The 12,285-nt window shown below is 67.5% G+C and carries 11 protein-coding genes; 5 read left to right on the forward strand and 6 right to left on the reverse strand.

Annotated elements, in window-relative coordinates:
* Positions 1–162 precede the first annotated feature (162 nt).
* Together ACFWMZ_RS12440 and ACFWMZ_RS12445 are read right to left on the reverse strand one after the other, a co-directional pair.
* Positions 163–2,982 carry a P-loop NTPase fold protein gene (locus tag ACFWMZ_RS12440; RefSeq protein WP_383201238.1) on the reverse strand — a complete coding sequence of 940 codons (2,820 nt, stop codon included), beginning with the start codon at positions 2,980–2,982 and terminating at the stop codon, positions 163–165.
* Positions 2,983–3,116: 134 nt separating this feature from the next.
* Positions 3,117–6,392 (reverse strand): CHAT domain-containing protein, encoded by a 3,276-nt coding sequence (locus ACFWMZ_RS12445; protein WP_383201241.1) that lies wholly within the window; start codon positions 6,390–6,392, stop codon positions 3,117–3,119.
* A gap of 106 nt (positions 6,393–6,498) precedes the next feature.
* On the opposite strand from ACFWMZ_RS12445, the gene ACFWMZ_RS12450 reads away from it, so the two are divergent.
* Positions 6,499–7,056, forward strand: coding sequence for a hypothetical protein (locus ACFWMZ_RS12450; protein ID WP_383201243.1), 558 nt, complete (start codon positions 6,499–6,501; stop codon positions 7,054–7,056).
* Positions 7,057–7,063: 7 nt separating this feature from the next.
* Here ACFWMZ_RS12450 and ACFWMZ_RS12455 read toward each other — a convergent pair whose 3' ends face one another.
* Together ACFWMZ_RS12455 and ACFWMZ_RS12460 are read right to left on the reverse strand one after the other, a co-directional pair.
* Entirely contained in the window at positions 7,064–7,252 is a 189-nt protein-coding gene (locus ACFWMZ_RS12455) for a hypothetical protein (protein ID WP_383201246.1), read from the reverse strand.
* A complete protein-coding gene (locus ACFWMZ_RS12460; protein ID WP_383201249.1) occupies positions 7,236–7,910 on the reverse strand; it encodes a DUF6338 family protein in 675 nt (224 codons plus the stop codon). The genes ACFWMZ_RS12455 and ACFWMZ_RS12460 overlap by 17 nt, the downstream gene beginning before the upstream one ends.
* Positions 7,911–8,487: 577 nt before the next feature.
* Here ACFWMZ_RS12460 and ACFWMZ_RS12465 point away from each other — a divergent pair.
* Positions 8,488–8,616 carry a hypothetical protein gene (locus ACFWMZ_RS12465; RefSeq protein ID WP_383201252.1) on the forward strand — a complete coding sequence of 43 codons (129 nt, stop codon included), beginning with the start codon at positions 8,488–8,490 and terminating at the stop codon, positions 8,614–8,616.
* Between the two features lie 104 nt (positions 8,617–8,720).
* On the opposite strand, the gene ACFWMZ_RS12470 is transcribed toward ACFWMZ_RS12465, so the two are convergent.
* Positions 8,721–9,206: a cold-shock protein gene (locus ACFWMZ_RS12470; protein ID WP_383174486.1), complete on the reverse strand. Its 486-nt coding sequence runs from the start codon at positions 9,204–9,206 to the stop codon at positions 8,721–8,723.
* A 268-nt stretch (positions 9,207–9,474) separates the two neighbouring features.
* Between ACFWMZ_RS12470 and ACFWMZ_RS12475 the strand changes: the two genes are divergently transcribed.
* Positions 9,475–10,344 carry a hypothetical protein gene (locus ACFWMZ_RS12475; RefSeq protein WP_383174509.1) on the forward strand — a complete coding sequence of 290 codons (870 nt, stop codon included), beginning with the start codon at positions 9,475–9,477 and terminating at the stop codon, positions 10,342–10,344.
* Positions 10,345–10,418: 74 nt separating this feature from the next.
* Positions 10,419–11,048 carry a hypothetical protein gene (locus tag ACFWMZ_RS12480; protein WP_383174483.1) on the forward strand — a complete coding sequence of 210 codons (630 nt, stop codon included), beginning with the start codon at positions 10,419–10,421 and terminating at the stop codon, positions 11,046–11,048.
* A gap of 80 nt (positions 11,049–11,128) precedes the next feature.
* On the opposite strand, the gene ACFWMZ_RS12485 is transcribed toward ACFWMZ_RS12480, so the two are convergent.
* Positions 11,129–11,410: a helix-turn-helix domain-containing protein gene (locus tag ACFWMZ_RS12485; protein WP_383174481.1), complete on the reverse strand. Its 282-nt coding sequence runs from the start codon at positions 11,408–11,410 to the stop codon at positions 11,129–11,131.
* 103 nt (positions 11,411–11,513) lie between these two features.
* Here ACFWMZ_RS12485 and map point away from each other — a divergent pair, with 103 nt between their 5' ends.
* Positions 11,514–12,281: a type I methionyl aminopeptidase gene (gene map / locus ACFWMZ_RS12490; RefSeq protein ID WP_383174478.1), complete on the forward strand. Its 768-nt coding sequence runs from the start codon at positions 11,514–11,516 to the stop codon at positions 12,279–12,281.
* The last annotated feature ends 4 nt before the right edge of the window (positions 12,282–12,285 follow it).

Consider the following 12,285-nt stretch of genomic DNA (forward strand, 5'->3'; position numbering starts at 1 on the left):
AAGGATGCCGCGCTCACCCTCGCCGCCAGCCGACGCCCCCGTCGCCGAATGGGGAGTCGCAGCGAAACCGCCAGCAGGTGATTCTGAAGATGAGCAGCGCGGGAAACATCCCTCCGCAGTTGACCTGCCATGCTGCAAGGAAACCCAGAGGAGCATCGATCTTTACCGATTCCCAGCATGCACAGGACACGTCATCCTCCTCGGTGGAGGAATGGCAGCAGCCGCGGTCCCCGACTCAGTCAGGTTCCACGCCACCCGGATTGCATCGATGAGCGGCCGCGCGCTGTAGGGAGAGATCGACAACTCAAGCCGAGCTTCAGCCAATGCTTCAGGATCACCGTCCAACCCTCGACGCGCCGCTTCTTTTCTGCGACGATTAAACTCCTCAGGACCGAAAATGCCGAGGAGTGTAAATGAGAAGTATGCATAAGCCGAGGCTTCATCGATGAGCTGACGTGCGTCACCTGGAAGATCACGCTGATCGGACGATGCCTGCCCCTGTGCGGCATGAATCGCAAAGTGCTCCATCGCCTGCTGGAGCTGTTCTTCGCGGTCGCTGCACGGACATGCGGTCCGCAAGTGGCCCATCAAGCTGCGGAAAGAGCCGAGAATCAAGCTGTTGTTTGGCGACCACTGTTGCTTAGCAAGAAGGGTTCGGAAACCAGCGAGCGTCTCGGACAGTTCCTCTAGGATCATGACTCGCGAGATATCTGTGAGTTCTAGGTGCGACGTCGTTTCCTGGATCTCCATGAGGCGCCGCCCATAGCGAATCAGATCGCGGGGAATACCTCCAGACAAGGCATGGGCGAGAATTATATAAGGGCCCGATATTCCCGGCGCGCGACTGTTTAGGATTGCAGCTGATTCAGCGAGGACGCCTGGCTGCACGTGAACTACGTCATCGAGGGAGCTGTCAGTCGCATCACGGTGCGGCAAACCGCGCCGAACGAACGACGCACCGACGTCATCGGCAACGGATATCAGGTAGTGCACGTACGGGATTCCCAGGATTGCCTTGATCTCACTCAGGAATGCGAGCGCCTGCTCGCCTGTACCCAGGCGGTCCACCTCGTCGATCGCAATGATAAGTCGCTGCTGACGGATATGAAGCTGCCTGGCCATCCAGGTGAGGAGGTCACGAAAGTCTGCGACGAGTTCGGGGTAGTTGGGAGGAATGGTCGAGAGCGATGCAGTGTGCGAGGTGCCCAAGTTGAGGAGCTGGGCTGCTCCGGTGTTCACTGCAGCCGAGGAGCTTTGGACGGTCTTTAGTCGGTAGAGGTAGTTGCGGCACTCCGTGACAAGAGACGGCTCTGGCCGAATCAGGACCCATGGCCGTAGCGTGAACTTCTTGAGCAGTACCCCCAGGAGCCAGATACATATCCGCAGAGGGTTTTCTGCGTCGTTCAATGTCGCCCAGCCCGCTTCTGCGCCAGCCACCAGCACAAGGAAAACAAGAGAAATCACATTACGGAGAGGGCCGAAAAAGCGTCTCCTCGCCACCCTCCACCGCCAAATAGAGATCGGCCCTTTCCAGGCTTCAGAATACTGCTGGGAGCAGAGCAGCCAGAAAACGACAAGGGCCAGGCACCAAGCCGTGCTGCCACCGTCCCGAAAGAAGGAACGCAAATGATGTCGAATTTCAGGGTCAAAACCAAGAGAGGCAATGGGGCCAAGCATTAGCGCATAGACCACCAGGATGAATGCAAGTCGCCGTAATCTACCCAGGACTCTCGCGGTCACCTCAGAACGGCGCAACCTCCAGATGAGAATACCAACGAAAGTTACAGCCAATCCAGTCCCGACAGCTCTACCGGACCACACGTCCATTGCGTGGGCGCGGGCCGCACTAGCGGGATCAAGGACGTATGACCTCACCTCTTGGCCGTGCTCCGCTTGAAAGGAGCGCACGGTGGCGAACAGACCTAGAGTGACGAGTCCACCTGCAGGCACAGCGTAAACGAGCCAGCGAAGTAACCGCTCCGCGGGCGCCACAAGACGCCTCAGCGATCGACGCAGCTGAGGCAGTCGATTGAACTCCGGAACAGCATGGCCTTCTCTGCCGATGTATTCCTCGCAGACCCGCACGAACAAAGACGTCAAGAATTCATGCGGAGCATATGTTGCCGGTGCATGCGCGAAGACAGCGAAATCCCCGGCCTCAACGCAGCTTTCTAGCAGGGTTGTCTTCCCGACTCCACGCGGGCCGCTGACGGCAATGGTTCCGCCGTCAATCTGTTTGATCTTTCGTTTGAGCTGCCCGGAAGCTCCATTACTGACGAAATATTCGTGCCCGTGTACCAGGCGCAGTCCTTCGTAACTGTCTGGCAGAAGCAGTGAGTCACGGTCTTCGCCGAGCAGCTCGTCAACAACCTGGGCGATGCAGGGAGCGAGCCCCTTGCGGATCAACTCGTGGGACCACCGGCGGGTGCGGAAGTACAACCAGGGCCTCAGTACGATCTGAGGCATTGAGAGCAACAGCGCCACCATCCAGCGCCACAGCTGACTGCGGGCGTCAGCGGAGCGGAGCGCGAACAGCAGGGCGCCAAGGTTGAGGACGAGCAGCGCCAGGATCGCGTAAAGGAAAGACGATCCGCGGATCCAGGACAACAGTGTGAGGGCTACCGTGGCGAAGAGGAGGGCTACCCGTCCATCCCACTTTGCTTCCACCGTTGCGACCAAGTCACGGGACGATTCCAACTTGTCGAAAACCCTGCGGTACGCGAAATGCGTGCGCATGCATGGCAATAGCGCCCGGTCGATGTTCTCGTCCGTGCTCATGGCCACCATCACGGTGCCTGCGGTGACCTCCGGCCGTGCATCGAGCCGCCTCTCAATGCGTGGATCGAGCAGGCACACCCGGACTGCCTGACGGTAAATCTTCTTCTCTTCATCAGACCGCCAGATCATCCGCAGCAGCCCCCGATACTTTCGTTGCCACCTGACCAAACCACGCAATCCCAGCAGCCAACTGAGGAGTGGCACGAGCGGAATCAGGACACTGGAACATCAACCTCGTCGCTCACGCGCCCAGAGGGTGCGCGGTTGGGGTCCTCGTCGTGTAATGCTGCCAGTTGCAACGGCCACCCCAGCCGCGACGGCATCTGCCCCCGGCCGGGTCACGGGCCCATGTGGACGTGCGCGGCCCAGAGAGTCGGAAACCTGGGGTAGCGGTCTCGGATCAGTCGAATCGCAGCGTGTACGGAGGCGCTGGTGCGGGTGGGATCGAAGCCGTCTGCGGCGAGTTGTGTGTAGACGCGTTCGGCGATCTCGACGGCGATGGTGTCGTTGATCTGCCACAGCGTCCCGACAACCTGCGGAAATCCGGCGAGTTGGAACGCAGTGACGACGTGGAGGGATTCGTCGGCCAGGTCGCCCCTGGTCACGGCGGTGCTGCAAGCGGAGAGATAGGCGAACTCGCATCTGTCCAGGCGCAACCGGGAGATCTCCAGCACGCTGAGGGGATTGACGGCATGGTCGTGGACCAGCAAGTGGCTCCGATAGGGGTCATCGGGATCCGCACCTGCGTGGCAGGCGAAATGCGCCCAGGGGTGGGTAGCGAGGCTGGAGAGCACGGCCTGGCAGGTTGCCCTCTCCCCGACCAGGCCCTTCACCGTGGGAAACAGCTGAGCCAGGTGCTGGTATTCGGTCCGGGCACCCGGCAGGTCTCGTGCGCCCGGTGTGTGCGGCATCGCGACCGCCAGCATGCTCGGTGGGCCAGATTCCTCGGACGGCGTCTTCCGCTGGGCGTGCTGGGCTCGGGTGTAGGACAGGGCACGTACGGTGGGCGTGTACGAGGACACGACTCTGTCCATGACCGTGCGACGGGTCTCGCCCTCGGGGGGCGCCTCAAGGTGGTGGCCGGCGGCATGCAGCGGAAAGTGCGCCAGCGGGCCGCAGGGGATCCACCACATGCGACGCGTGCTGGATTCGCCCAAGGGCTGGGTGAGGCCGAGCATGTCGAGGACCGGTTCCGTCACCTCGTCCCAGAGCCAGGGCAGCGTGTCTTCCGCCATGACACGTTCGGCCTTGAGGCGTGCTTCACGGGAGCTGCCACTCTGCGCCATGAGGTACTGCATGTCACTGAGGCGGTCGTGGACATCGTCGTAGTCGATCTCTGGCAGTTCGCACACTTGGACGCCGGCGGGGGTAAGAACGAGGGCATCGCACCGGTACCGGCTGACGTTGACCATGGCGATGGGCCCGCTGTGCGCTTCGGCGGCCAACTGGTCGGCGTGCGGGGGCAGCAGGAAGCGCTCCAGCCCGGACAGTGTCCGGATCCGTGCGACCAGATCGTCCAGCTCCCGAGCCAGCTTCCGGCGGAGATCCGGATCGTCCTCGCCACCGGTTATCAGGTCGCGGCCGTCGGTGGTGGAGTCGTCCAGCCGGGCGCACAGGTGATCAAACCGGTCCGCCAGGTCTGGCGCGCGTTCCCGCAGCTCGGTGAGATCCGTTCGGGACTCCAGGGCCTGCGCCAGGAGCACGCCCCGTCCCATTTCAAGTACCTCGACTGCCCGGTCCGGCTGCCCGGCGGCAAGCGCGCATGCCGCCGCGTCGCTCGCCAGGCGTGAGTACTCGGCCATCCATCGCGTCGAGTCGGACCGCACGAGACCACGAGCCGCCAGGCGGGGCAACAACTCCACGCCGAGCGCGAATCCACGCGCCGCCTGCTTGGGCCGACCGATCGCCATCGCGAGCTCGCCCCATTCTCGGGCGGCGGACAGCCGGACCGCAGTCGGGGCGCTGGCCCTAGACGCCGCTGTCTTCAGGAGGCCGAGCGCCTCCTGGACGTGCCGTGCGTCCTTCGCGGTCACACCGTGGATGCTCAGCGACAGCGCCAGATTCACTTCGCACTGTGCCCGGAAGGGATGGTCCTCGGTAGTCCCGTCAACGGCGGCGCGGCCCGCCGAGATCGCCTCCTCCAACGAGGGCATGTCCCCCGAGTGATCGAAGTACAGCCGTAGGGAATTGCCGAGATTCGTCAGTGCGGCGGCTTGGTGACGGCCGCCCGCATCGGAGGCGAGTTCCGTCATCTCGCGCTCGAACACGATGGCGTGCGGCAGACTGTCGAGGTCCTTGGTGTGGTGGGCCCTGGCCTTCAGCACAACGGCGAGGTTCGCCAAATACATCCATCGGTTCGGGTGGTCCTCGGGCGTCGCGGCCACCGCTTCAGTGCCCAGCGCGATCGCGCGGTCCAGGGCGTGAGCGTCTCCAGCCTGGTTGAACCTGTGGTTCAGCATCCCCACGAGGGTCGACCGATAGCGCGCGCCGTCGGGGTGCTCGGCGGGCGAGGCGTCGACCGCAGCGCTCGCGGCCTCGATCGCCTCGTCAAGCGCGGCCAAGTCCCCGGTTCGCTCAGAGAGTATGTGAAGCAGGTTGCCGAGGTTGTGGAGTGAAATCTGCTGGGTTGGCGTACCCTGCGGCGCCGTCTTGACCGCGCTCCGCGACATGGCGATGGCCTCGTGCATGACAGACTGGTCCCCGGTGCGCTCGAACTGGTAGCGCAGCAGGATGGCGGCGTTCATGAGCGCTGCCGGCTGAGCCCGGTCGGATTCCGGTAGGGCCTCCAGCGCAGAGGCGCTCAGCATTAGGGCCTCCTCCAGCACGGTGGCGTCGTCTGTGCGCTCGTACAGCATCCGCAGGGAGTCGGCCAGCCCGCCCAAGGGCATGTACCGCTTGTCGTCCGTCTGCGGCACCTCGCGCACCGCCGCACGGCCGATGTCGACCGCTTCCCGGAGGTGTCGGACATCACCTGTGCGATTGAACAGCGCGCGGAGGGACTCAGCCAGGTTGTGCAAGGACATCGTCCGGTCCGCGCTTCCGATGGCGGACTCCTTCGTCGCGCGCTGGGCGACCGCGACAGCCTGCTGGTTGTCGGCGAGTTCCCCCGTGTGCTCGTACAGCCGCTGCCAGGCCATCCCCAAGACTCTCAGCCGGCCGACGAGCAGGGCAGAATCTGCAGCGGCGTGGGCCACGGCGTTGCGCGCGGCATGGATCGTCAGCCGCGCGGTGTGCGCATCAGCGCCATCGTTGAGGTGCAGGGCCAACACCTGGAGGAGGTCCTCCCACGTCGCCTCGCCGTCCGGTCTTAAGGGTGCCTCGGGCGGTCGTGGCACCGGATCAGGCAAGGGCAGATCGGGTTTCAGCAAGCTCACGATGACGAGCAGTGCTGTGGCCGTCCGTACCTCTGGCAGGGCGCGTGCGTCGGCGAGAGCCTGCCCCCGCTGCCAGTGCAGCATCCCGAGGAGGTGGCAGGTCTCCACGATGTCCTGCGTTCGGGTCGTGCAAGCGAATAGCTCTACCGCCTCGGTCAGGGCAGCCTGGTCGAGCAGGCCATACGGACCGGCCGCACCATCGAGCCTGGACCGGACCGCCGCCGTCCACTGCTTCCGCACGCGCCCCACCCCCCAACGACCGTCGCACACCCCTGGCTTGACGGTGCGCGTTCTTCAACATCGCATTCTCGCGTGAACCATATGACCCAGCAAATAACGTGACCACATGGCAGATCTGGTCGAGACCCTGTCCAACGTCATTCTGGAGTCCAGCGAGGCAGTGCTCCGAGCGCACGGTGCATGTCCTCGACCCCAGGTTCACATCCTGGCCGAGGACATGGACCAGCCTTACGTCGGCTTCGTCACGTGTCGGCTCTTCTACCGTGGCGCGGATGCGGCGTCCGCACTCGCGGGCCTGGGGCTGTTCCCCTCGGTCCTCATGGCGACGCGACTCCTCGTCGTGTGGGAGGACTGCGACTTGCGTACGGCGTTGGAGCTACCGGGAGACTCCTTCGCGACCGGCATGGTCATTCTCGACGCTGGCCTCGATCAGCACACGCTGAACTGGCACCCCTTCGACGTCGAGGTCGGCGGCACCAGCCCGCACGGCATACCCACGGTCATCCCGCATTGGGGCACCCCCGCCCGCTACGAGAAGGTGCAGCTGCTGGCACCGGTCGCGGAACTCCTGGAGGTGTGGCGGGAGTTCCGGCACGAGGACATCCAGGAGACGGCGATCAAGCTCCAGGAGGCTGGGTACGAATTCGATATGGTCACGCGCTGAGGCCGTGCTAGGCGTTGTCGGTGCGCTGCTGCTGCTCCTCAGAACTGGACGGCGACGCGCCCGCGGGCCCCGGCGGCGGCTCCGGCGGCTCCTCGGGGACGTCGGCACCGCCCTGCGGCTGATACCCACGCGGGTCACCGGGATCAGCCAGGAACGCCCGCTCCCACGGGGTCAGCTCCTCATCCGCTGCTGTCATCTCGCCCCCCTCCGGAACGGTGTTCCGGGACCTTCACCATTTCCACCACGTCAACGTCGGCCATTCGCAGGTAGATCCCGCCGGTGTGTTCCACCCTGGAGACAAAGGAGCCGTCCGCGGCCATCCGGTACGACGCCTGCAGATACAGGTCGGCCTCCTGGGGATGGCTCGAAGCGTACGACCGCGTACCGAACCAACCGCCCACCCACGTGCCGTCCTTCAGCCGCGCCCGTACGAAACGCGGTCCGCTGTCGGCACTCATACCGACAGCGTAGTCCCACGCCGTCGGCACGGGCCTGTACACGGAACGGGCACGGCGCCGCTCCCGGTACGAGACCGCCGCGGCGGCGGCAGCCGGTACACCGAGGAAGAGCACCAGAGCCCACATGCCGACCGCCCGTGGGCTCTCCGCGGCCAGCGCGCTCAAGCCGGACCGCTCGGCCTTGCGCCATGCCCGGACCAGGGCCGGCCCGGCGATGACCGCATACACCCCGTTTAGAACGACGCTAGCTGTGATGGCGCGCAGCATCCGCTCGCCGAGCTGCGCCTCCGTGGCGACCGGACCCCGCCAGCGCTCACGCAGAAACTGATAAGTCAGCCCAGGCAGAACGAGCAACACGAGGGCCAGCAGCTGACTCGTCGTGGACGGTGGTTGCATACCTCCCCCTGCTCATCGAGCCCTCAAAGTCTCCCACAAAGATTCCAGTGCCGGTCTTCCGTCGTCATCGTCACCCCGCCGGGGCCACGCGGATCGTGGCGACCACAGCGATTCCCCCCCCCCAGACCAATATTTGGAAAGGATGTTGGCATTGGCTCTCGGTACCGAGGCGTCCGCGTCATCGCCCGCCGGAGTCAGCCGACCGGCCGCCAGCTGCACCTTCGCCTTCGAGGACGCGGGCTTCGTGCGTGCGCGATGCGTGAGCGGACTGTCCGGCACGAAGCATCATGTGCAGGCTCGAGTAGACAGCCCGCGCGCTGCTGTGGGGCGAGCGGCTGAGGGTGGGCCACTACGAGAAGGGCAGCGCCGAGCTCGCCAGCGGCGAGAGCTACGAGAACTACAACCTGGGCAAGGACGGCAAGTTCTGGCGCGGGGTGATCAACGAAGAGAGGGAGAACTCCCCTGAGTCCGCTCTCTGCGAGCGCTCCTTGGTCTGGCAGGAGCCGACACCCTCCCCGACGACGATCACGCGCCGACGCCCGGTGTCCTCGCCGCGTACGCCTACGACAAGATCAAGGTGCCGGAGACCTCGGTCGAGCTGAAGCCGGCCGCCCGGTCGACGGTGAACCTTGCGACCTGGGTGTGGCTGGACAAGGCCACCTTCACGGAGGTCAAGGTCCGTGCCGAGCTGGCCGCTGCGGGGTGATGGGTACCGGAAGGAACGCGCCCGTGAACCCTCCCGCCCCGCCACCGGCCCACTGCGGGCGGCGACGGGGCGGGAGGCGGTGTGTGTCCCTGGAGAGGGTGTCCCTACGAGGCCACCCACCCGTGCACCCGGGCCAGTTCCGTCACCCGGGTGCGGATGCGCTTGATCTGGTCGGCGGTGAGGGTGTCGTCGGTGTCGAGGAGGAGGTCGGTGAGTTCGGCGCGGAGTTCGGCGACGGTGAGGGTGTCGGCCTCGTCCGTGTCGTCGTACTCGTCGAGGTCGGTGTCCGCGTCGGGCTCGTCGACGCCCGGGTTGGTGATGCGCGGGGCGTCGGGGCCGCCGGAGGAGAAGCCGACGGCGGGGGTGGAGCGGCGCGGGGTGGAGCGGTAGACGAGGCGGATCTGCGAGGCCTTCGGCCCCTTCTCGCCCATCTCCTCGAAGAACTCGACCTCGCGGCCGCTCTGGTACAGGTACTTCTCGTCGACGAGGTCGTTGGCGTGCATGAAGACGTCTTCGCCGCCTTCGTTGGGCACGATGAACCCGTAGCCGCGCACCTCGTCGAAGCGCAGGATCTTCCCGGTCTTCAGCACAACACCACACCTCCGCTGTATCTCGCACGCAGCCGGAAACCCGTTGCCGGCGTGCGGTGCGCGGCCGTCCCCTGGGCGCGGCCGTACCCGTCTGCGCCGTCGTCCGCCTCGGCGGGCGCGGCTTCACTCGGGCGGATGATACGCGTCCCGGGCTGCCGGGGGGGAGCGGCCGCGGGCTTCCCGTACCGGTGGGCCGGGACGGCCCGCAGCCGGGGGCGGTACAGTCGCGGGCGGCCTTCGGCCGAAGTACCGGGACCGGAACGGGGTGGTGTGGGTGAGCAAGAAGCAGGTCCGCGAGCTGTTCGAGCTGATGGGGCACGGGCAGCCGGTCGTGTTGACGAGTCCGATGGCGTCGGTGAAGAAGCTGGCCGGACTGGCCTGCATCGCGCAGCAGTTCGGCTACGAGTACGTCGACGTGCGGCAGGGCGGCGGGCGGAACAGCGCGCTCCACATGCACCTCGCGCCCGACCCGAGCCCCGCGGCGCGGCAGCGCGCGGCGGCCAACTGGCAGCAGTACCCGCAGGCGGGCCACGACGGCCCGCTGCCGCCTTACCCGTCGGACATGTTCGAACTGCTCAAGGCCCGGATCAACTTCGACCTGACCGGCAGGATGACGGAGACCAACCGGCTCGTCATGGCGGGGCTGGGGGTGACGATCGCCTCCGGCGTCCTGGCGTTGCGGGACGTGCCGATGCCCGGGGTGATGATCTTCTGGGTGCTGGCGATGGTGGTGCTCGGTGTCAGCGTCATGGTGCAGCGCAAGCGGAACGTGAAGTTCGCGGCGTATCTGGAGAGGCTCGGCTTCCAGCGGGTCACCGACCAGGAGGGCCGCGCCCGGTACCTGCCCCCGGGCTCGGGCTCGCAGAGCGGCTGGGGTGCGCCGCCGGTGCAGCAGCCCGCCCCGTACGCCCAGGCGCCGCAGCCCGCGCCGTACGGCTACCCGCAGCAGGGCCAGCCGCCCGCCGCCCCCTACGGCCAGCCTCCGCAGCAGCCCGCTCCCTACGGCTACCCCCAGCAGCCCGCGCCCCAGCAGCCGGGCCCGTACGGCTACCCCCAGCAGGGCCAGCCGCAGCAGGGCCAGTGGCCGCAGCAGGCGCCGCAGCAGCCCGGTCCGTACGGGCAGCCGCCGCAGAAGTAGGGGCGGCGGCCGGGGGCATTCGGCCCTGGCCGACGCCTCTGGCCCCGCCACGCGGAGCCTGCCAGCATCGCCGTATGAGCAAGCACTTGGGCCCCGCAGGCGGCCACCCTCATGTCGATCCGTCCCGTATACGCCCCGGACGGGGGGTGCTCGTCGGGGTGTGGGTGGCCGCGGGGCTGCTGCTGCTCGCAGCCCTCGCCGGGTTCGTGCTGACGGTGGTCTCGGCGGTCGACGCGGTCGACCGCGACCAGGCGTTCCGCAGCGGCGGCAGCGCCCGGGTGGAGGTGGAGTCCGGCGGTGAGCCCGCGGTGTTCGCGCAGGCGCCGGTGTCGGGCCAGGTCGACTGCACGATGGACGGGCCGGGCGAGGCAACGGTCAGCCGCTACGGGAGCTCGTACACCGTCAAGCTCAACCAGACCACCTGGGTACGCCTCCTCAGGATCGAGGCCGACACCCCGGGCACGTACACGCTTCGCTGCGTCGACCAGGCCGGAGCCCTCACCTTCGCGCCGGGCGACGGCGCCGGACTGGGCGTGCTCGCCGAGGAGTTGCTGCTGCGGTCCGGCATCCCCGGGGCGGCGGGACTGGCCCTGGCCGGCGTCGGCATCGCCCTCGGGGTCAAGCGCTCCCGCCACCGCAACCGCCTCGCCGCCGAGGCCTTCGGCCACCCGGCCCCACCGCCGTACGGCACCGGGCCGCAGTGACGTCGGTACGCCGGGCCGGACGTCCCGGTGCGCGAGTGGCGTTCCCCGTTCGACGGGAGCGCGGTCCCTCGTCCGCTGGCTCAGGCCGACTGCGCCTCCGTGTCCGACTCCGCCCCCGCCGCCAGGGCGGCCGCTTCCGCCAGCTCGTCCAGCGACAGTCCGAGCGTGGCGGCGAGGGCGGCGACGGTGAAGAAGGCGGGGGTGGGGGCGCGGCCCGTCTCGATCTTGCGGAGGGTCTCGGCCGAGACGCCGGCGGCGGCCGCGACCTCCACCATGCTGCGGTCGCCGCGCGCGCGGCGGATGAGGGCGCCGAAGTGTTCGCCGCGGGACCGTTCCCAGGGGGTCAGAGCTGTACGCACCATGACCGTGATACTAATACCGGTATAGAAATTGGATGCGCCGGGGTGGCGGCATGCCGTCCTCCGGCGCGCCTGCATGCCCGGGCCCAGGAGCGAGGCAGGCGGCATGGTGGAGATCAAGACCGACGGCGAGCTGGACGCGATGCGGGAGGCGGGCCGGGTCGTCGCCCAGGCGCTGGCCGCCGTCGAGGAGGCGGCCGTCCCCGGCGTCTCGCTGCGCGAACTGGACGAGGCGGCTCGCGCCGTACTGGCCGCCGCCCGCGCCACCTCCCCCTTCCTCGGCTACCAGCCGGGCTTCGCGCCCATCCCCTTCCCCGCGGTGATCTGCGCCTCCGTCAACGACGCGGTGCAGCACGGCATCCCGACCGACTACCGGCTCCGGGACGGCGACCTGCTCAGCGTCGACTGCGGCGCCCAGCTCGACGGCTGGACCGGCGACGCAGCCACCACCTTCTCCGTGGGGACGCCGCGCCCCGCGGACACACGCCTGGTCGCCGACACCCGCGCCGCCCTGGAGGCGGGCATAGCCGCCGCCACCGTCGGCCACCGGATCGGCGACATCTCGCACGCGGTGGGCACGGCCGCCCGGCGCGGGGGCTACGGCGTCCCCGCCGACTTCGGCGGCCACGGCATCGGCCGCCGCATGCACGAGGACCCGCACATTCCCAACCGGGGCCGCCCCCGCCGCGGCTTCCCGCTCCGCCCCGGCCTGGCCCTGGCCATCGAGCCGATGTTCCTCGCGGGCGGCTCGGACGCCTGCTGGACCGGCGAGGACGGCTGGACCATGTACACCGCGGACGGCAGCCGCGCGGCCCACATCGAGCACACCATCGCGGTGACCGAATCGGGCCCCCGCGTGCTCACCCTGCTGTGAGGCT

The sequence above is a fragment of the Streptomyces sp. NPDC058373 genome (genome assembly GCF_042723275.1).
GTDB lineage: Bacteria > Actinomycetota > Actinomycetes > Streptomycetales > Streptomycetaceae > Streptomyces.